The organism is Pseudomonas kilonensis, assembly GCF_001269885.1.
In the GTDB taxonomy this organism is placed as follows: domain Bacteria; phylum Pseudomonadota; class Gammaproteobacteria; order Pseudomonadales; family Pseudomonadaceae; genus Aquipseudomonas; species Aquipseudomonas kilonensis.
In genome coordinates this window covers 297,624-319,176 of sequence record NZ_LHVH01000017.1, presented here as the reverse complement: position 1 = coordinate 319,176, position 21,553 = coordinate 297,624, and the positions used below count along the sequence as shown (strand labels likewise).

The following is a 21,553-nucleotide window of genomic DNA, read 5'->3' as shown; positions in this document are numbered from 1 at the left end:
AACAGACAGCCCCTACCGACCGGTTTGCGACTGCTTCGCAGCCGAGCGGGGATAAATCCCCTCGCCACAACAGCCTTCACACCGTATCCACTCTCAACGAATGATCACTCAACATCCCATTGATGATGGTCGCCGTGTCCGCTCCGCCGATGATGCCCCCCGCCCCCGGCGTGACGCCGTAATGACTGGCGAGGTTGACGCCGGTCAGGTCGATGGTCTGGTTCGGCGTGGCGCCGGCAATGGCACTGACATCGATGCTGGTGACGACCGAAGTACCGCTGCCGCTCACGCTGAAATGCAGGTAATCATCCAGTGACGCCGCGCTGCCGTTCTCCCCTTGCAACAGCTGGGACAGGTCGAGTTTGTCGACGCCGGGCGCGAAGTCAGTGATCACGTCGTGACCGCTGTTGCCTGCCTGCCATTGGAAGGTATCGGCACCGCTGCCGCCGGTCAGGGTGTTGTTGCCCAGGCCGCCGATCAACAAGTCATCGCCACCACCGCCATTAAGCACGTCATGGCCCAATCCGCCGTTGATGCGGTTGCTGGCCCCGTCGCCGGTGAGGGTGTCGTTGAAGCTCGAACCCATCAGGTTTTCGATGCCTGCCAGTGTGTCGGTGCCGGCGCCAAGGGTGTTCTGCGCCGCCAACAGGCCCAGGTTGACGGTGACCCCGGCGGTCGCGTGAGCATAGCTCGCGGTGTCGTTGCCCGTACCGCCGTCAAGCAGATCATTCCCCGCGCCACTGTAGAGCAAATCATCGCCTGCCCCGCCATGCAGGGTGTTGTTGCCCGAACCGGCGCTGAGGATGTCGTTGCCATCGCCCGCATTGAGGGTGTTGTCACCGTTGCCGGCAATCAGCACATCGTCCCCGGTGGTGCCGGTCAGGGTATGGCCCGCCTGATAGCTGATGTCTACCGATGCGCTGTCACTGCCACCGTGGTTGTCACTGGCGGTGTAGCTGCCGTGGTAATCCGGGGTTTTGTCCTGCGCCCCCGCATAGTCAACGGTCAGGGTCAGTTGATAGTTTTCCGCCGCGTTGGAATTACCGCCGCCGGGATTGGGGATGTTGGTGACGTGGATCTGGTAGTTGCCATCCGCTGCCGCGGTGAACGAAGCGCCATCGTTGATCGCAATGAATGGCCCGCCGTTGAGTGAATACTCCATCGCAATGCGACCGGCCGAAAGGTTGTGGTCCAGGGTGAGGGTTTCGCCCTGTTTGAGGCTGATGTTGAGCCGGTCCTCATCGTTGGCGTTGTTATTGGACACCATCCCCAGTGCACCGCTGACCACCAGCATCGCCGTCATGCTCGCGGTATTGGCGACGAAGGCACTGCGGCTGAGGTTGATCGACTGCACGTTGTTGCCGGTGAAACTGACCGTGCCGGTGCTGCCAGTGAAATCCCCGCCTTTGGCGGTCCAACCGGTATTGAAACTGGTGGGTGAAGCGGTGAGCGGATCGCCGTTGGCGTCGCTGTCGTTACCCAGCAGCAACTCACCCGGGATCACGATGTTGCCCGACAGCACGTTGGTGATGATGTTGTCGTCGACAGCGATCGGTGGGCTGTTGGGCACGACGTTGATCACCAGGTTGGAGCTTGCCAGGTCCCCGTCATGGTCACTGACGGTGTAGCCGATGTGTTCGGTGATCAAGGTGCCGGTGGCGGTCTGGGAGGTGTAGCTGAACGCACCGGTGTCGAGGTTGACCACCAGGGTGCCGTCGTGGTCAGTGGCGATGCTCAGTGTGTTGGTGGCGGTATTGAAGGAGCCATGGTTGAGCCCGCCGCTGGCGGTCAGTGCACCATGGCCACCGTTGGCCGCCGGGTCGTAGCTGTACGTGGTGCCATCGACCACCAGGCTTTTGATAAACCCGCCATCGGCGCCGAACGAACCGCCCTCGCCCAGCAGGTTGCCGGTGACCGGCGCGCCTTGCACGGTGTCGGAAAGCACCGAGTTGAGCTGGTTCAGGTCGGTGACCACCACCGCGTTGGTGTTGGTGTGGGCGCTGCCGTCGTAGGCCAGCGGGTCGAGGTGAGCATTGCTGACGCCGCTGCCCAGGCCAATGGCGTAGTTCTTGATGCCGTTGGCGTCGAGGAAGGCTTTCCAGGCGGTTTCATCCGCCGAGCCGATTTCACCCAGGGTCGGCTTGCCGTCGGAGAAGAAATAACCAACGTTCTGTGCGCCGGTCAGTTGGCCGGGATTTGCGAACGCCGTCTTGGCCATCGCCACGGCAGCATCATAATTGGTGTCACCGTGGGCGCTCAGCGCGGAGATCAGCGTCTTGGCCGTTGCCACATCCACCCACACGGTGCTCTGGTCGGTGGCGCTGCCGCTGAAGGTCACGAGCTGGACTTTCACATCGCCCAGGTCGTCGTATTTGTCGAGCAAGGCGCTGATCGCCTGCTTGGCCAGATCCATCCGCGAGAGCCCCGACACGCCGGAGGCGTCTTTCATGCTGCCGGATACGTCGAGCACAATCAGCAGGTTCGTATCGATCTCCACCGCCGTGACCGAACGCTCGGACGCAATGGCCGTTGGCACGTCATCGACGATGCTGACCACCAGGTTGCCGGTGGTGCTGTTGCCCAGGGTGTCCGTGGCCTGATAGGTGAAATCTTCGCTCAGCACATTCGGGCCATCGTTGGCGTGGGGCGTGGTGGTGGCGGGCGACGTCAGGGTGTAGGTGTAGGAACCGTCCGGGTGGAGCAGCAACTGGCCGTAGGCGCCGCTGGCGCTGCCCACCAGGGTGAAGGTGACAGCGCCAGTGGCACCGCTGATCGAACCGACCAAGGTGCCGCTGGCGGTTTCACTGGTAGCGCTCGGGTCGCTGCCGGTGACGGTACCAGGGGCCAGGTCCTGGCCGTCCTGTGTCAGGTCGAGGGCTTTTTCATAGACCGTAATGTCGTGGTCGGTTTCTGCGATGAGGCAGCTGTTGTGCACGTCAATGGTGAGGGTGGTGGTGCTTTCATCACCATCGGCGTCGCGCACGGTGTAGGTGAATACATCGGTCGCGCCTGCTGCACCGACCGCGTCGGGGTTGCTGTGGTAGACGGCGTTGCCATTGGCGTCCAGGGTCAGGTAACCGTAGGTGCCGTTGATCTGGTTGTTGAGACCACCGACAGCGGAGGTTGAAGTGTCATTGCCGGCGCGCACGCCGATCACCATGCCGCCGTCCGCGCCAAGCACGTCGTTGTCCAGCACGTTGCCGTTGACCGTGCCGCCCTCCACCACCGAGGCGAAATCGGCATGGGCGTTGGGCACGTCGTCGACGATGTCGATGACGATGGTGCTGGTGACCGTGTTGCCCAACGAGTCCGTGGCCTGGTAGGTGAAGCTTTCGCTCAACACGTTCGGGCCATCGTTGGCGTTAGGCGTGGTGGTGGCTGGCGAGGTCAGGGTGTAAGTGTAGGAGCCGTCGGGCTGAAGCGACAGTTGACCGTAGGCACCCGTGGCGTTGCCCACCAGCGCAAAAGTCACTGCACCCACGGCACCGCTGATCGAGCCGACAAGGCTGCCACTGGCGGTCTCGCTGGTAGCCGTTGGGTCGCTGCCGGTGACGATGCCGGGGGCCAGGTCCTGGCCGTCCTGGTTCAGGTCGAGGGCTTTTTCGTGGACGCTGATTTCCTGGTCTGGCGTGGCGACGAGGCAGACGTCATGAACATCGATGGTGATGGTGGTGGTGCTTTCATCGCCATCGGCGTCGCGCACGGTGTAGGTGAAAACATCGGTCGCGCCCGGGGCGCTGACGGTGTTCGGGTTGCTGTGGTAGACGGCGTTGCCATTGGCGTCCAGGGTCAGGTAGCCGTAGGTGCCGTTGATTTGGGTGTTCAGGCCGCCGACGGCAGGATTCGAGGTGTCATTGCCGGCGCGCACGCCGATCACCATGCCGCCATCCGCGCCAAGTACGTCGTTGTCCAGCACGTTGCCGTTGACCGTGCCGCCCTCCACCACCGAGGCGAAATCGGCATGGGCGTTGGGCACGTCGTCGACGATGTCGATGACGATGGTGCTGGTGACGGTGTTGCCCAACGAGTCCGTGGCCTGGTAGGTGAAGCTTTCGCTCAACACGTTCGGGCCATCGTTGGCGTTAGGCGTGGTGGTGGCTGGCGAGGTCAGGGTGTAAGTGTAGGAGCCGTCGGGCTGAAGCGACAGTTGACCGTAGGCGCCGTTGGCATTGCCCACCAGCGCGAAGGTCACTGCACCCACGGCACCGCTGATCGAGCCGACAAGGCTGCCACTGGCGGTCTCGCTGGTGGCGCTCGGGTCACTGCCGGTGACGGTGCCGGGGGCCAGGTCCTGGCCATCCTGGGTCAGGTCGAGGGCTTTTTCGTGGACGCTGATTTCCTGGTCTGGCGTGGCGACGAGGCAGACGTCATGAACATCGATGGTGATGGTGGTGGTGCTTTCATCACCATCGGCGTCGCGCACGGTGTAGGTGAAAACATCGGTCGCGCCCGGGGCGCTGACGGTGTTCGGGTTGCTGTGGTAGACGGCGTTGCCATTGGCGTCCAGGGTCAGGTAGCCGTAGGTGCCGTTGATCTGGGTGTTCAGGCCGCCAATCGCCGGAGTCAAGGTGTCGTTGCCTGCACGCACACCGATCACGGCACCACTCGCGGCCGGCCCATCGGCGCCGCCTTCGTCGTTGTTCAGGACGTTGCCACTGACCGTCCCGCCCTCATCCACCGAGGCGGAATCCGCGTGAGCGGTCGGCAAGTCGTCGACGATGTTCACATCCAGGTTGCCGTTGGCCGTGGTGCCATTGTCATCGGTGACGACGACCGCAAATTGCTCGCTGAGGCTGTTGGCGCCGTTGGCGTTTGGATGGGCTTCATTGTCCAGCAAGGTGTAGCTGTAGCTGACCACCCCAGTCGCAGCGTTGAAACCGGTGATGGTCAGGGTGTTGCCCAGTGCGGTAGTAATCGACTGAGGGAAACCAGCCGCTACACCGCCGGTGACGACGTTGATGCCGCCAACGCTCAAGGTCTGCACACCGTCCAACGCGGTGACGGTAAAGGTGCCGCTTTGAGTCAACGCCGATGCATCCGGGCTGCTGCCGTCGCTGAGGTTTTTCTCCTGCAACGACAGCTCACCGCCTTCGCTGTCGAGGCCGGTAATGATCACTGGGTCGTCGTTGTTGTGCACTTGCAGCACCAGGTTGGCGGTGCTGGTGTCGCCGTCGGCATCGGTCAGGGTGTAGGTGAAGGTTTCGCTGCCATTGCCACCGCCGTGCAAGCCTTTGAAATCGGCGTCAGCGGTGTTGAGGGTGTAGGTATAGGAACCGTCGGCGTTGAGCACCAGGGTGCCGTAAGTGCCGGTGAAGGTGCCAGGGGTGATTGGGCCGGACGCCACATGGTCTGCACCTTGGGTGTCGTTGGTCAACACGCTGCCGGTCAGGGTCAGGTTGGTTTCCGAAGCCGTGCTGGCGTTGCTGTCGTCCACGGCTTTAGGCAGGTCGTCGACGATGTTCACGTCCAAGTTACCGTTGGCCGTGGTGCCGTTGTCGTCGGTGACGACGACCGCAAATTGTTCGCTGAGGCTGTTGGCGCCGTTGGCGTTTGGATGGGCTTCATTGTCCAGCAAGGTGTAGCTGTAGCTGACCACCCCAGTCGCAGCGTTGAAACCGGTGATGGTCAGGGTGTTGCCCAGTGCGGTAGTAATCGACTGAGGGAAACCAGCCGCTACACCGCCGGTGACGACGTTGATGCCGCCAACGCTCAAGGTCTGCACACCGTCCAACGCGGTGACGGTAAAGGTGCCGCTTTGAGTCAACGCCGATGCATCCGGGCTGCTGCCGTCGCTGAGATTTTTCTCCTGCAATGACAACTCACCGCCTTCGGTGTCGAGGCCGGTGATGATCACCGGGTCGTCGTTGTTGTGCACTTGCAGCACCAGATTGGCGGTGCTGGTGTCGCCGTCGGCATCGGTCAGGGTGTAGGTGAAGGTTTCGCTGCCATTGCCACCGCCGTGCAAGCCTTTGAAATCGGCGTCAGCGGTGTTGAGGGTGTAGGTGTAGGAACCGTCGGCGTTGAGCACCAGGGTGCCGTAAGTGCCGGTGAAGGTGCCAGGGGTGATTGGGCCGGACGCCACATGGTCTGCACCTTGGGTGTCGTTGGTCAACACGCTGCCGGTCAGGGTCAGGTTGGTTTCCGAAGCCGTGCTGGCGTTGCTGTCGTCCACGGCTTTAGGCAGGTCGTCGACGATGTTCACGTCCAAGTTGCCGTTGGACGTGGTGCCGTTGTCGTCGGTGACGACGACCGCAAATTGTTCGCTGAGGCTGTTGGCGCCGTTGGCGTTTGGATGGGCTTCATTGTCCAGCAGCGTGTAGCTGTAGCTGACCACGCCAGTCGCAGCGTTGAAACCGGTGATGGTCAGGGTGTTGCCCAGCGCGGTGGTAATCGACTGAGGGAAACCCGCTGCCACGCCGCCCGTGACGACGTTGATGCCGCCAACGATCAAGGTCTGCACACCGTCCAACGCAGTCACGGTAAAGGTGCCGCTTTGAGTCAGCGCCGATGCATCCGGGCTGCTGCCGTCGCTGAGGTTTTTCTCTTGCAGCGACAGCTCACCACCCTCGGCATCAAGGCCCACCAACACCACAGGGTCGTCGTTGTTGTGCACTTGCAGCACCAGGTTGGCGGTGCTGGTGTCGCCGTCGGCATCGGTCAGCGTGTAGGTGAACGTCTCAGTGCCGCTGCCCCCGCCATGCAACGCGACGAATTGCGGGTCGCTGGTGTTCAGGATGTAGGTGTACGTGCCGTTGGGGTTGAGCACCAGGGTGCCGTAGGTGCCGGTGAACGTCCCGCCGATGATCGGCCCGCTGTCGGGACCAGTGGGGATCCGGTCGGCGCCCTGATGGTCGTTGGGCAATACGTTGCCGGTGAGGGTCACCAGGGTTTCCGACGCCGTGTTGGCGTGGCTGTCGTCGATCGCCTGGGGCACGTCATCGGTAATGTTGACGTCCAGGGTGCCGGTGGCCGTATCGCCGTCGGTGTCAACCGCCACCACCGGGAACTGCTCGGTAATGTTGTTGGCACCGCCACCGGCAGGATGGATTTCATTGTCCGTCAGGGTGTAGCTGTAGCTGACCACCCCCGTGGCCGGGTCATAACCGGTGATGGTCAACGTGTTGCCCAGAGGCGATGTAATTGTCTGGGGGAAGCCTGCGGGCACGCCGCCGCTGATCACGTTGATACCGCCGATGCTCAGGCTGCTCAGCCCGTCAGGCGCGGAAACCGTGAAGGTGCCATTTTGCACCAGCGCCCCCGGATTACTGGCCGAACCATCGGCCAGATTGGCCTCGTTGGTGGTCAGCTCGCCGCCCTCGACATTGACCCCGTCGAGGGTCACCGGGTTATCCGGTGTCACCGGCGGCACGGTTGCATCGTCGCCCGTGTTGTCCGGATCACCGGCCAGGCGCAGCGGTGGAAACTCGGGGATCCCGTTGAACCCGGCCGTAGGGAAACCGATCAGCGGATCGACTTCCCCGCCGACTTCTTCCAGCAGCACAAAACTGTGCCCGCCGCCCACGCCCCCCGGATTGCCGCCCTCGGGGCCCGCGGCCGTGGCCTCACCGGTCTGGGTGGGGTCGGCACCGGCAGCGATGGCTTGCTGCAGCTTTTGCACATCGGTCAGTTGCGCGTCACTCGGTGCCGCCGCGTCGGGCGTGTCGACATGAGGCGCATGGTTGGCGAGCAACTGCGGGGTCAGGGTCAGGTTGCTTTCGCGGCCCAGGGTCAAGGTCTGGCCGTTCTGCATATGAACAGCCACGGCCCCTTCGGCACCGGTGACCAGGTGTTCGCCGGCGTAAAGCCGATCGCCTTCGACCAGAGGCCGCCGCAGGCCACCGGCCGCTTCTGCGAAAACTTGCCCGACCACTTTGCTGACGATACCGATGAGCGCTGCCATGTGCATTTCCTCCGTTGCCGACCGCAATCGGCACCTGTCTGGGTGAAGAATCCGTCCTCGGGTTGGCGACCAAAAAAGCTGGAAAATCTGCCAGCTTTCGTGAAAGCAGAAAGTGCTGGCAATTCGCCAAAACGACAAAAAACCGTCACCTAGAACCGCCTCACAGATCGCTCTTTCGACACTTCTTCACGTTGCTTAAAAATCTGCATGGAACTTTTATTGACGCCTAAAAGCCGTCGGAACCCGCAGATTCAAAGGCTTTCGCTTTGAACAATGTGCCGGTTTTTTTCAAGCACATAAGTTTTTTTCGGCATAAGTCTTATGAGAAATTCTTCTTAGGTTTTGCTCAGGATGTTCTTAGCTGTGTTGTTACAAGGTTGAAACGGTTTTGATCTTAAATACGTCAATATATTGGCGACAAGCGAAGCACTACAGACCTCAGGAGATGCACCCCATGCGCGTTCTAACCCCCCTCTGCAGCGCGGTTTTGCTGGCCATGGCCTGCTCTTCTCAGGCGCAGGCCCTGTCCTTGACCGAAGCGATCCAGAGCACCATCGCCACTCACCCGGAGCTGGCACAACGGGTGGACAGCCGTCTGTCGGCCAATGAAGACGTCAAAGTCGCCCGAGGGGGCTTTTTCCCATCGGTGGATCTCAATGCCGGTTACGGTCGTGGCTATAGCGACAACACCAACACCCGGGCCTTGGGCAATCACCACACCAATATCCTGACCTACACCCAATCGGAGCTGCGCCTGCGGCAGATGATCTTCGACGGGTTCAACACCGCCAATGAAGTGCAGCGCACCCAGGGCGTGGTCAACTCCCGGGCCTATTACGCCCAGGGCACCGCCCAGGATCTGGCACTGCGCACCATCGAGGTCTACCTGGAAGTGCTCAAACGTCGCGAGCTGGTGACCCTGGCCAAGAACAACCTGCAAGCGCACATGCGGGTCAACGACCAGATCGGCCTGCGCACCGAGCGTGGGGTAGGCAGCAACGCCGACTCCGACCAGTCCAACGCCCGTCGGGCCCTGGCGGAAAACAACTACGACACCGCCCAGGTCGACCTGGCCGACGCCGAGGCGAACTTCTACAGCGTGGTCGGGCGCATGCCCGATGAACTGGAAGCGCCGCCCTCGACCAAAGGCGAACTCCCTGCCGACCTGCGCGAAGCCCAGCAAAGCATGGTGGATAACAACCCGTACCTGAAATCGGCCCAGGCCGACATACAGTCCGCCGAGAGCCAGTACGAAGTGGCGAAGTCGCCGTTCTACCCGCGCTTCGACGCCGAGGCGGCGGTGGGCGCCAATAACAACATCGGTGGCGAAGAAGGCCACGACAACAACTGGCGGGTCGGCGTGGTGATGAACTACAACCTGTTCCGCGGTGGCAGCGACAAGGCGCGGCTGGCGTCCAACGCCCACCAGATCAACCAGGCCATGGACATCCGCAACAATGCCCTGCGCCAGCTCAACGAAGACACACGCCTGGCCTGGAACGCGATGCTCAACGCCCGCAAACAGACCCCCACCGCCCGCGAATATGCCGACACCACCGCCCGCGTGCGCGCCGCGTACCAGGATCAGTTCGGTCTCGGCCAGCGCACCCTGCTCGACCTGCTCGACAGCGAAAACGAGCTGTACAACGCCAACCGTCGCTACACCGAGGTGCGTTACACCGAGGAGTACTCGATGTACCGGGTGCTGGCGAACATGGGCCTGCTGTTGCACAAACAACGGATCGTGCTGCCGGCCGATGCGGTCGCGCAGACCGAAGTCAAGAACCAGGCTCGGCTGCCGGAACTGAAGTAGCCCCCTCGAAAAAATATGGGAGCAACCGACGTGACCAGCATGGAACCCGCAACCCCGAGCGCTGACCCGCGCCTGAACTTCGATGATCCCTTGCTGGACGGTCTGTTGATCCTCTGCAAACTCCATGGTGCGACGGTCAGTCGCGCCAGCCTCAGCGCCGGGCTTCCTATGGCGCACCAACGCTTGAGCCTGGACCTGCTGCCGCGCGCAGCGGCCCGGGCAAGCTTGCAGGCGCGCCTGTTGCGTCGTGAGCTGGCGGATATTTCCCCCCTGAACCTGCCGGTGATGCTGATCCTGGCGGGCGGGCGCTGTGCGGTGCTCAGGCGCTGGGGCGAGGATGGCAAGGCGCTGATCCTGCCCAGCGAAGCCGACGGCGGCGAACAGTGGGTCAGCCGCGAGGAACTGACCCTCGACTACAGTGGCCAGGCCTTGTTCGCCCGGCCGCGCCATGAACTCGAAGACCTGCGCTCGCCCCTGGTGCCGCGGGTCGAGGCGTGGTTTCGCGACACCTTGAAACTGTCGCGCTGGCTGTACAGCGACGCAATCCTGGCGAGTTTCCTGATCAACCTGCTAGGCCTGATGGTGCCGCTGTTCGTCATGCAGACCTACGACCGCGTGGTGCCGAACCAGGCCACGTCGACCTTGTGGGTGCTGGCCGTGGGGCTGTTGATCGGCACCGGTTTCGAACTGGTATTGCGGGTGGTGCGCGCCCATCTGCTGGACACCGCCGGCAAGAAAACCGACGTGATTCTCTCCGCGACCCTGTTCGAACGCATCACCGGCATGGCGATGAAGGCCAAGCCAGTGACCATCGGCGGCTTCGCCCAGAGCATCCACGACTTCCAGGGCCTGCGCGAATTCCTCACCGCGGTGACCCTCACCAGCCTGATCGACCTGCCCTTCGCCCTGCTGATGCTGGTGGTGATCGGCCTGCTGGGCGGTTGGCTGGTGGTGATTCCGGTGGTGGCGTTTCCGATCACCATTGTCTTCGCGATGATCATCCAGGCGCGCCTGCGCGACACCGTGGAAAAAAGCCTGGCGCTGGGCGCCCAGCGCCAAGCCCTGCTGATCGAAACCCTCGGCGGCCTGGAAACCCTCAAGGCCTGCAGCGCCGAGAGCGAGCGCCAGCATCAATGGGAAAGCACCCACGGCGCCCTCACCCGCCTGGACAGCCACGCGCGCAACCTCTCGGCACTGGCGACCAACGGCACCTTGTTCCTGCAACAACTGGCGGGCATGGCGACTATCGTCGCCGGGGTCTACAGCATCATCGCCGGCAACCTCAGCGTCGGCGCGCTGGTGGCGACCTACATGCTCGGCAGCCGGGTGCTCGCCCCGCTCGGACAGATCGCCGGGCTGATCACCCGTTACCAGCAAGCCCAGCTCACCATGCGCAGCACCGATGCCCTGATGGCGTTGCCCCAGGAGCGTGACGCCAAGCAGCGGCCCCTGGATCGCACCCAATTGCAGGGCGCGCTGGACGTCAACGGCGTGACCTTCCACTACAACGGCCAGAATGCCCCGGCGCTGGCCAATATCAGTTTCAGCCTCAAACCCGGCGAACGGGTCGGGATCATCGGCCGCAGTGGCTCGGGCAAGAGCACCCTGGCGCGCCTGGTGATGGGTTTCTATGCGCCGGAGGAAGGCCAACTGCTGCTGGACGGCCTGGACCTGCGACAACTGGACGTCGCCGACCTGCGCCAACAGATCGGCTACGTCGCCCATGACCTGCCGCTGCTGGCTGGCAGCCTGCGGGACAATCTCACCTTGGGCGCCCGCTACGTCAGCGACGCGCGCATGTTGGAAGTGGCGGAACTGACCGGTGTCACCGAACTGGCGCGCCAGCATCCCCAAGGCTTCGACCGCCCGGTGGGCGAGCGCGGGCAACTGCTCTCCGGCGGCCAACGCCAGGCTGTGCTACTGGCCCGGGCCTTGCTGCTCGACCCGCCGATCCTGTTGCTGGACGAACCCACCAGCGCCATGGACAACAGCAGCGAAGACGTTTTGCGGCAAAAGCTTCATACCCATGTACAGGGCAAGACCGTGCTGCTGGTCACCCACCGCACCTCGATGCTGAGCCTGGTGGACCGCTTGGTGGTGCTGGATAACGGCCGGATCGTGGCCGATGGCCCGAAAGAGGCGGTGATCGATGCGCTGCGCAAGGGCCGGGTGGGCTCTGCGGCGGTATAGAAACAACACCGCCACCTGTGGGAGCAAGGTTTGTGTGGGAACAGGTTTGTGTGGGAGCAGGTTTGTGTGGGAGCAGGTTTGTGTGGGAGCAGGTTTGTGTGGGAGCAGGTTTGTGTGGGAGCAGGTTTGTGTGGGAGCAGGTTTGTGTGGGAGCAGGTTTGTGTGGGAGCAAGGCTTGCCCGCGATGAAGCTGATGCGGTCTCACTGGAACCGAGGCGCCTGTATCGCGGGCAAGCCTTGCTCCCACAAAAGCCTTGCTCCCACAGATAACCCTCTCAAGCCACAGGGATGTGTTTGGCTTTATTTTCTCTAACCAACGGGTACCGCCCCATGTCTGCTCAAACACCGGATTCAGCCGCCCGAAGCTACTTCGGCAGTTTCAGCAAAAGCGCCGAAAGCGAGTTCATGCCGGAAACCGCCGGCGCCACGCTGCAGGATTCGCCCCGCCGCTCGCGGGTGACCGTGTGGCTGGCCGCCGGGTTGATCATCACGGGGCTGGTCTGGGCGAAGTTCGCGGTGTTGCAGGAAGTCACCACCGGCGAAGGCAAGGCGATTCCGTCGAGCAAGATCCAGGTGATCCAGAACCTGGAGGGCGGCATCGTCACTGAGATTTTCGTCCGTGAAGGCCAGATGGTGAACAAGGGCGACACCCTGCTGCGCCTGGACGACACGCGCTTCCTGTCGAACAAGGGCGAAAGCGAGGCTGACCGCTATGCCCTGACCGCCCAGGTCGAGCGCCTGTCGGCCGAGGCTGAAGGGCGGCCCTTCGCGCTCTCGGCAGAGGTCATCGCCAAGGCCCCGCAAGTGGCCGAGGATGAGCGCTCACTATACGAACAACGGCAACGGCGCCTGGCCAGCGAACAACGCACCCTGACCGAACAACTGCGGCAGAAGACCCAGGAGCTGGCGGAATTTCGCTCCAAGCAAGGCCAGTTCAGCTCGGCCCTGGCCTTGCTGCAAGAAGAAATGAACATGTCCGCCCCGCTGGTGCGCACCGGGGCGGTGTCGCCGGTGGAGATCCTGCGGCTCAAACGCAGCGCGGTGGAAATCCGCGGCTCGCTCAACGCCACCACCCTGGCTATTCCCCGAGCCGAATCGGCGATCAACGAGATCAAGAGCAAGATCGACGAATCGGAACAGACCTTCCGTTCCGAGGCGGCCAAGGACCTCAATGAGAAACGCACCGAACTGTCGAAAATCACCGCCTCGAGCATCGCCATCGACGACCGCGTGACCCGCACCACCGTCGTCTCGCCGGTGCATGGGGTGATCAAGCAACTGAAGGTCAACACCATCGGCGGCGTGGTGCAGCCGGGCAACGACATGGTGGAAATCGTGCCCCTGGAAGACAACCTGCTGATCGAAGCCAAGGTCCGCCCTCAGGACGTGGCGTTCCTGCACCCAGGCCAGAAAGCCATGGTCAAATTCAGCGCCTACGACTACACGATCTACGGCGGGATGAGCGCCAAGCTCGAACTGATCGGCGCCGACACCATCACCGACGACAAGGGCAACAGCTTCTACCTGATCCAGGTGCGTACCGATAAAAATCACTTGGGTGGGGATGCCAAACCGTTGCTGATCATTCCGGGGATGGTGGCGACGGTGGACATCATCACCGGGGAGAAAAGTGTCCTGGATTACTTGCTCAAGCCGGTATTGAAGGCGCGGACCGAGGCGATGCGCGAGCGGTAGGCCTTAAGCTGAGACTTTCTTTGATTGCTCTACCGCTATCGCGAGCAGGCTCGCTCCCACATTGGTTCTGTGGTGTTAGCAGATTTTTGCATGCACTGGAGATCAACTGTGGGAGCGAGCCTGCTCGCGATGAAGCCAGCACAGTCACGACTTATTTCCCAGCATGGTTACGCCGAAACGTCTCCTCCCCCATCGCCGCAATCTGCCCCTCGATCAACGCCTCGAACGGCCTCAGCAACAGCTCAAAGCTCGCCGGCGCCTCAAGCACCTGCAACGCCTGGACAATCGCCTCCAGCGTCGACAAAGCTCCCGGCCCCGGTGCCTTGCGCAAGCGGTAACGGGACACCCCGCCCTCGGCCAATGTCACCCTCGGCAGCGCCGCCAGCAGCGGGTTGAGGTGCAGCAGCTTGCGCGCCTTGCGCCAGGTGCCGTCGGGCACGACCAGCAGCAACGGCTCATCGGAAGGCGCATACGCCTGCAACGGCTGTGCATCGTCAGCCGGAAACAACAACCGTGCCTGATAACCCGGTTGATTGAGCAAACTGGGCAAATCCTCGAACACCTCGCCCACGATCAGTTCAGCGTTGTTAAGCCCCAACGCCGCCAAGCGGGCGGTGTTCAAGGCATGGTTCACTTCGCTGGGATGCTGCAACAGCAAGACACGGGTGCGGCTGTCGAGGCTGGGGATCAACGGGCACAGACAGTGGCTTTGCGGTCGTTGGCAGCGTGGGCATTGAGTTCTGGACATGGTCAGGCCTGATTCAGGTGAGCTTTGAGCAAATCGCGGAAGGTCTGGATCAGCGGCTCGCGGCTGCGGCCACGGCGCACGATCATCGAAAACGGCGCCTGATAGCCGAAGGTCGCCGGCAGCAGCACGCGCAAGTCGCCCTTGTCGACCCAGGCCTGGGCGTAGTGTTCAGGCAGGTAACCGACGTAGGCGCCGGACAACACCAGGATCAACTGCGCCTCCATGCTCTCCACCGTCGCCGCGCTGTGCTTGAAGCCGTGGCGAGCCAGTTCGGCCTGGCTCCAGTAACCGCGCCCGACCATGCGCTGCTGGGTGATGACTTGTTCGGGGATGCGCCGCTCGTTGAACAGCGGGTGGCGGTTGCTGCAATACAACCAGTGCTGCTCACGGTACAGCGGCATGTAGACCAGCCCGCTCATGCGCGTGGAGAACGCACCGATGGCCAGGTCCAGGCGGTTGTCCTGCACGCCGAGTTGCAGCTCGTAAGGGCTCATGACCGACAGGTGCAAATGCACCGCCGGATGCTCCTGGCTGTAGGCACCGATGGCTTCGGCGAACGGCAAGGCCTTGTCGCTGACAGTGGAGTCAATCACTCCCAGGTTCAGCGTGCCGCGCAGTTCACCCTTGAGCGCTGCCGCGTACTGCTCGAACCCTTCGAGCTCGCCCAACAGGCGCAAGGTTTCCTGATGGAACAACTCGCCCTTGCTGGTCAGGCTGAACCCGCCCCGACCGCGATGACACAACACCAGGCCCAGGGCCGACTCAAGCTGGCTCATGTAGGTGCTGATGGCCGACGTGGACAGGTTGAGCTCGTGCTGGGCATTGGCGAACCCCTGGTGCCGGACCACGCTGACAAAAATGCGCAGCAGTTTCAGGTCGGGTAGAGCGTTGGCCATGAGGGTGTCTCCATACAAGCAGGTCAATGCACATTTGTGGCGAGGGGATTTATCTGTGGGAGCAAAGCTTGCTCGCGATACAGGCGCCTCGGTTCCAGAGGAAACCGCATGAACCTCATCGCGGGCAAGCCTTGCTCCCACAGGCTTGCACCCACCATTAACCTCATCAATCGCGAGAGTCTATCGCCCCACCCGCCATTAGTTTAGAAAAATCTGAACTAAGTATTTGCCGCCAGCGATTCTTCACGGCAATGGCTTTTCGCAGAATCGGCCCCTGATAAATAAAACAACGATGAGGCCCTACCCGTGGACAAGATTCTTCACCAACCACTGGGCGGCAACGAAATGCCGCGCTTCGGCGGCATCGCCACCATGATGCGACTCCCCCATTTGCAAACCGCTGCCGGCCTCGACGCTGCCTTCGTCGGCGTGCCGCTGGACATCGGCACCTCCCTGCGCGCCGGCACCCGTTTCGGGCCGCGTGAGATCCGCGCCGAATCCGTGATGATCCGCCCCTACAACATGGCCACTGGCGCCGCGCCGTTCGACTCGCTGTCGGTGGCCGACATCGGCGACGTGCCGATCAACACCTTCAACCTGCTGGACGCGGTGCGGATCATCGAGGAGTCGTACCACAAGATCCTCGAACACAACGTCATCCCCCTGACCCTGGGCGGCGACCACACCATCACCCTGCCGATCCTGCGGGCCATCCACAAGAAACACGGCAAGGTCGGCCTGGTGCACATCGACGCCCACGCCGATGTGAACGACCACATGTTCGGCGAGAAAATCGCCCACGGCACCACCTTCCGCCGCGCCGTGGAAGAAGGCCTGCTCGATTGCGACCGCGTAGTGCAGATCGGCCTGCGGGCCCAGGGCTACACCGCCGATGATTTCAACTGGAGCCGCAACCAGGGTTTCCGCGTGGTCCAGGCCGAAGAGTGCTGGCACAAATCCCTGGCCCCGCTGATGGCCGAAGTACGTGAGAAAGTCGGCGGCGGCCCGGTGTACCTGAGCTTCGACATCGACGGTATCGACCCGGCCTGGGCGCCAGGCACCGGCACTCCGGAAATCGGCGGCCTGACCACCATCCAGGCGATCGAAATCGTCCGTGGCTGCCAGGGCCTCGACCTGGTCGGTTGCGATCTGGTAGAAGTCTCGCCGCCGTACGACACCACCGGCAACACCTCGCTGCTGGGCGCCAACCTGCTGTACGAGATGCTCTGCGTATTGCCCGGCGTGGTTCATCGCTGAGGTGCGGTCATGAACGATCGAGATCAGGTTCTCAAGGCCGCCGCCGAATTGGTGTCGGCCTTCGCCCGCAATGACCGCGACGCCTACTTCGGCGCGTTCACGGCCGATGCGAGTTTCGTGTTCTACACCCTCGAACAGCCCCTGCTGTCACGCGATGCCTACCAGGCGTTGTGGGATCGCTGGCGGTCCGAGGATGGCTTCGAGGTGCTCAATTGCACTTCGAGCAACGCCTTCGTCAGCCTGCAAGGGGACGTGGCGATTTTCATCCATGACGTGGCCACCGAGCTGCGCATGCAAGGGGAGCAGCACTTTAGCCAGGAGCGCGAAACCATTGTGTTTCGCCAAGAACAACAAGGCCTATGGCTGGCCTGTCACGAACATTTGTCCGCAATGCCGGAAGGGCTGCCATCCCCTTAGCAACAGGCGACATTCACACACGATGAATGCGCCTCGATGATCGGAGCAGATCATGAATAACAATAACGATAAAAGCCTTACGCACATTGAAACCAACGGGGTCGAGCAGATCCCCGACCACGAACGCAGCGCCGGTCCGGGCGACCTGTTTCGCCTGATTTTCGGCGGTGCCAACACCTTCGCCACCGCCGTGCTTGGCAGTTTCCCAGTGCTGTTCGGCCTGTCATTCCAGGCCGGGGTCTGGGCGATTGTGCTGGGCGTATTGGTCGGTTCGATCATTCTCGCGCCGATGGGCCTGTTCGGCCCGCTCAACGGCACCAACAACGCCGTTTCTTCCGGGGCACACTTCGGTGTGCACGGGCGAATCGTCGGCTCGTTCCTCTCGTTGCTGACCGCCATCGCGTTCTTCTCGCTGTCGGTATGGAGCTCGGGCGATGCGTTGATCGGCGGGGCCAAGCGGCTGATCGGCGTGCCGGAAACCGACCTGAGCCTGGGCCTGGCCTACGGCCTGTTCGCCCTGCTGGTGTTGACGGTATGCATCTACGGCTTCCGCTTCATGTTGTGGGTCAACCGCATCGCCGTATGGGCGGCCAGCCTACTGTTTTTGCTGGGCATCCTGGCCTTCGCACCGACTTTCGACAGCCAATTCGCCGGCACGGTCAGCCTCGGCCAGCCGGGCTTCTGGGCAGCGTTCATCGGCGCGGCGCTGGTGGCCATGAGCAATCCGATTTCCTTCGGGGCGTTCCTGGGCGACTGGTCGCGCTACATCCCGCGCAACACGCCCAAGCGCCGCATCATGCTGGCCGTGATCGCTGCGCAACTGGCGACGTTGATCCCGTTCCTGTTCGGCCTCGCCACCGCCACCATCGTGGCGATCAAGGCGCCGGACTACATCGCGGCCAACAACTACGTGGGCGGATTGCTGGCGGTTTCGCCGGGGTGGTTCTTCCTGCCGGTGTGCCTGATCGCGGTGATCGGAGGCATGTCCACCGGCACCACGTCGCTGTATGGCACCGGCCTGGACATGTCCAGCGTGTTTCCACGGGTGCTGTCGCGGGTCAAGGCGACGCTGCTGATCGGCGTGCTGTCGATTGCCTTCATCTTCATCGGGCGCTTCGCGGCGAACCTGGTGCAGAGCGTCTCGACCTTCGCCGTGCTGATCATCACCTGCACCACGCCGTGGATGGTGATCATGATCATCGGCCTGCTGGTGCGCCGTGGCTTCTACTGCCCGGATGACCTGCAAGTGTTCACCCGCGGCGAAACCGGCGGGCGCTACTGGTTCAGCCACGGCTGGAACTGGCGCGGCCTGGGGGCATGGATCCCCAGCGCGCTGGTGGGGTTGTGCTTCGTCAACCTGCCGGGGCAGTTCGTCGGGCCGCTGGGGGAACTGGCCGGCGGGATCGACATCAGCCTGCCGGTGACCCTGGGCCTGGCGTCGGTGGTGTACCTGGTGTTGCTGGGGCTGTTTCCAGAGCCGGCGGCGGTGTATGGGCCGGGGGATCCGCGGAGCAAGGGTTCGGTCTCGCCGAGCGCTGAACCTGTGGCGAGGGGATTTATCCCCGCTGGAGCGCGCAGCGCTCCCAAATCCTGACATCTCGGTGTGCCTGACAGATTGAGTTGGCTGTTTTGGGGCTGCTTCGCAGCCCAGCGGGGCGGTGCGACGTTTCGCTAAATCCCCTCGCCACAACTCCATCTGTCCACGGCGCCATCTCGACTTCCTACAAAAAAGACAATCGGAGACACGCCACCATGGCTTTGGACTTAATCGTCGTTCTCATCTACGCCGCCGGCATGATCGCCCTCGGCTGGTACGGCATGCGCCGCGCCAAGACCCGTGACGACTACCTGGTCGCCGGGCGCAACCTCGGCCCGGGCTTCTACCTGGGCACCATGGCCGCCACCGTACTGGGTGGTGCATCCACCATCGGCACCGTGCGCCTGGGCTACGTCTACGGCATTTCCGGATTCTGGTTGTGCGGCGCCATTGGCCTGGGCATCGTCGGCCTCAGCCTGTTCCTCGCCAAGCCGTTGCTCAAGCTGAAGATCTACACCGTGACCCAAGTGCTGGAGCGCCGCTACAACCCGGCCGCGCGCCAGGCCAGTGCGTTGATCATGCTGGTTTACGCACTGATGATCGGCGCCACCTCGACCATCGCCATCGGCACCGTGATGCAGGTGCTGTTCGGCTTGCCGTTCTGGGTGTCGATCCTGGTGGGCGGCGGCGTGGTGGTGCTGTATTCCACCATCGGCGGCATGTGGTCGCTGACCCTCACCGACATCGTGCAATTTCTGATCATGACCGTTGGCCTGGTGTTCCTGCTGATGCCAATGTCCATCGTCGATGCCGGCGGCTGGGACGCAATGGTCGCGGCCTTGCCGGCCAGCTACTTCGATTTCACCGCGATTGGCTGGGACACCATCCTCACCTACTTCCTGATCTACTTCTTCGGCATCTTCATCGGCCAGGACATCTGGCAGCGGGTGTTCACCGCCCGCAGCGAAGGCGTGGCCAAAGTCGCCGGCACCGCCGCCGGCCTGTACTGCGTGCTGTACGGCCTGGCCGGGGCGTTGATCGGCATGGCGGCCAAGGTATTGCTGCCGGACCTTGCGAACGTCAACAACGCCTTCGCCAGCATCGTCCAGACCAGCCTGCCCACCGGCATTCGTGGATTGGTGATCGCCGCCGCCCTGGCAGCCTTGATGTCCACCGCCGCAGCGGGCCTGCTCGCGGCGTCCACTACGGTGGTCCAGGACTTGCTGCCCCGTCTGCGCCAGGGCCGTGAGAGTGGCAGTGGCGACGTCCACGAGAACCGCATCGCGACCCTGCTGATGGGCGTGGTGGTCTTGGTGATCGCCCTGGTGGTCAGCGACGTCATCAGTGCCCTGACCCTGGCCTACAACCTGTTGGTGGGCGGCATGCTGATCCCACTGATCGGCGCCATCTACTGGAAACGCGCCACCACCGCCGGCGCGATCACCAGCATGTCGCTGGGCTTCCTGACCGCGCTGCTCTTCATGCTCAAGGACGGCCTGGACGCCAACACGCCGATCTACTACAGCCTGAGCGTGGCGCTGGTGAGTTTTGTGCTGGTGAGCTTGTTGTCGCCACGGCCGAGTGCGGTGGCCAAGGTGGTTTGAGCGAAACCGAATCAAGCCGAACACACTTGTGGCGAGGGGATTTATCCCCGCTGGGCTGCGAAGCAGCCCCAATCCAGGCAATCCGGTGTGCCAGGAAGATTGAGCCCACTGCTTTAGGGCTGCTGCGCAGCCCAGCGGGGATAAATCCCCTCGCCACAGGGGCTCGCATCACCAATAAAAAAGATCGCAGTTCCGGGCCATCTCAATTGAAATGGTCCGGAACTGCGATCTCTCCAAATTCCTGGTGGGTTTACCGGCGGCGCGGTTGGCGGCGGCGTTGCTCGTCATCGGTGCGGATCGGTACCGGTTGCATCGGTGGCTCGATCAGGCCAAGCGCGACACCCAGGTCGTGAAGCCAATTCTGGATTTTCTCTTTCATCGTGGTGCCCCCTCAGGGTGGTACGAGCGGCAAATTACTGTGGCCCCTTCGCACTGATAATAGTCCGATGTTCTACGCAATGCTCGTCTCAGTTTGCAATGATCTGTTACTGAATTGATCCAAATCCACCTCCCGGAGTTCAAGCCGATTGCGCCGTCGTCATGGGCGCTCGCGGCCAGGCCTGTTGTTGCAATTCGATCCAAGCGTTGAGGTTGGCCCCGACCATGCCTTTGCGCCACATCAGCCAGGTGGTGGCGCTGGCAAACGGCTCGGCCAGCGGATGCACCGTCACCCGCTCGCGGCCCGGCAGGCTGGCCAGCATCGACTCGGACATCAACGCCACCCCGGACCCGGCGATCACACACGCCAGCATCCCTTGGTAAGACTCGATTTCCATCGCCCGGCCCATGGTCGCGTGGTCATGGGCAAACCAGGCCTCCAAACGCATCCGGTAGGAGCAACCACGCCGGAACGTGAACACCGCGCGGCCCTGCACATCCAGCGCGCTGCGTACCGGCGCATGATCGGCCTCGGTAATCAGCACCAACCGCTCGTCGCACAACGGCACGCCATCGAGCCCCGCCAGCTCCAGCGGGCCGTCCACCAACGCCGCGTCGAGCCGATTGGTGAGCAGGCCCTCAAACAATTCGCCGCTCGGCCCGGACTGCACTTGCAGGTTCACCGCCGGATACGCTCGGTGATAAGCCGCCAGCAGGTCCGGCAGATGCGTCGCTGCCGTGCTGTACATCGTGCCCAGCAGGAAGTCCCCGGCCGGCTGCCCGCCCTGCACGGCGGCATGGGCTTCGTCGTGCAAGGCGAAGAGCTTGGCCGTGTAGTCCAACAGGACTTTTCCTGCCGGTGATAACTGCAAACGCTGACGCTCACGCAAGAAAAGGTCCACGCCCAGTTGCTCTTCCAGCTGCTTAAGCCGGGTCGACAGGTTCGACGGCACCCGGTGCAGGCGCTCGGCGGCCCGGGTGATGGAACCTTCCTCGGCCACGGCCTGGAAAATCCGCAATTGGCTGAACTCCATGACCTTCTCCAAAAAAGAACAAGTTACTCACTATTATTCATTTTTAATGAAAGTCAATCAGTCCTAGCCTGACGGTCATTCGCC

At 62.7% G+C, this 21,553-nt stretch carries 12 protein-coding genes; 7 read left to right on the top strand and 5 right to left on the bottom strand.

Going from position 1 to position 21,553, the window contains the following annotated elements:
* Positions 1-76: 76 nt before the first annotated feature.
* Complete coding sequence (locus AD662_RS08030) at positions 77-7,900, bottom strand: retention module-containing protein (protein ID WP_053186503.1); 7,824 nt, start codon at positions 7,898-7,900, stop codon at positions 77-79.
* 454 nt (positions 7,901-8,354) lie between these two features.
* Between AD662_RS08030 and AD662_RS08025 the strand changes: the two genes are divergently transcribed.
* The 3 genes from AD662_RS08025 (at position 8,355) to AD662_RS08015 (ending at position 13,598) form a co-directional block, all read left to right on the top strand.
* Positions 8,355-9,713, top strand: coding sequence for a TolC family outer membrane protein (locus AD662_RS08025; RefSeq protein WP_018614414.1), 1,359 nt, complete (start codon positions 8,355-8,357; stop codon positions 9,711-9,713).
* A gap of 30 nt (positions 9,714-9,743) precedes the next feature.
* The gene (locus tag AD662_RS08020; RefSeq protein ID WP_046063049.1) at positions 9,744-11,903 is read left to right on the top strand and encodes a type I secretion system permease/ATPase; all 2,160 of its coding nucleotides are present in this window, start codon (positions 9,744-9,746) and stop codon (positions 11,901-11,903) included.
* Between the two features lie 330 nt (positions 11,904-12,233).
* Complete coding sequence (locus AD662_RS08015) at positions 12,234-13,598, top strand: HlyD family type I secretion periplasmic adaptor subunit (protein WP_053186500.1); 1,365 nt, start codon at positions 12,234-12,236, stop codon at positions 13,596-13,598.
* A 151-nt stretch (positions 13,599-13,749) separates the two neighbouring features.
* Here the strand turns inward: AD662_RS08015 and AD662_RS08010 are convergent, their stop codons facing one another.
* Positions 13,750-14,346 (bottom strand): tRNA-uridine aminocarboxypropyltransferase, encoded by a 597-nt coding sequence (locus AD662_RS08010; RefSeq protein ID WP_053186497.1) that lies wholly within the window; start codon positions 14,344-14,346, stop codon positions 13,750-13,752.
* Positions 14,347-14,348: 2 nt separating this feature from the next.
* Complete coding sequence (locus tag AD662_RS08005) at positions 14,349-15,242, bottom strand: LysR family transcriptional regulator (RefSeq protein ID WP_053186494.1); 894 nt, start codon at positions 15,240-15,242, stop codon at positions 14,349-14,351.
* Positions 15,243-15,548: 306 nt separating this feature from the next.
* Here AD662_RS08005 and speB point away from each other — a divergent pair, with 306 nt between their 5' ends.
* The 4 genes from speB (at position 15,549) to AD662_RS07985 (ending at position 20,057) form a co-directional block, all read left to right on the top strand.
* Positions 15,549-16,499, top strand: a complete 951-nt coding sequence (gene speB / locus AD662_RS08000) for an agmatinase (RefSeq protein ID WP_003198979.1) — start codon at positions 15,549-15,551, stop codon at positions 16,497-16,499.
* A gap of 9 nt (positions 16,500-16,508) precedes the next feature.
* Positions 16,509-16,916 (top strand): YybH family protein, encoded by a 408-nt coding sequence (locus AD662_RS07995; protein ID WP_018614404.1) that lies wholly within the window; start codon positions 16,509-16,511, stop codon positions 16,914-16,916.
* A 49-nt stretch (positions 16,917-16,965) separates the two neighbouring features.
* A complete protein-coding gene (locus AD662_RS07990) occupies positions 16,966-18,510 on the top strand; it encodes a purine-cytosine permease family protein (RefSeq protein ID WP_235862426.1) in 1,545 nt (514 codons plus the stop codon).
* A 158-nt stretch (positions 18,511-18,668) separates the two neighbouring features.
* Positions 18,669-20,057 carry a sodium:solute symporter family protein gene (locus AD662_RS07985; RefSeq protein WP_053186491.1) on the top strand — a complete coding sequence of 463 codons (1,389 nt, stop codon included), beginning with the start codon at positions 18,669-18,671 and terminating at the stop codon, positions 20,055-20,057.
* 250 nt (positions 20,058-20,307) lie between these two features.
* Here AD662_RS07985 and AD662_RS29930 read toward each other — a convergent pair whose 3' ends face one another.
* Both AD662_RS29930 and ptrR read right to left on the bottom strand, forming a co-directional pair.
* Positions 20,308-20,436 (bottom strand): PA1414 family protein, encoded by a 129-nt coding sequence (locus AD662_RS29930; RefSeq protein ID WP_003198971.1) that lies wholly within the window; start codon positions 20,434-20,436, stop codon positions 20,308-20,310.
* Between the two features lie 139 nt (positions 20,437-20,575).
* Positions 20,576-21,469: a putrescine utilization regulator PtrR gene (gene ptrR / locus AD662_RS07980; RefSeq protein WP_024619787.1), complete on the bottom strand. Its 894-nt coding sequence runs from the start codon at positions 21,467-21,469 to the stop codon at positions 20,576-20,578.
* Positions 21,470-21,553 lie beyond the last annotated feature (84 nt).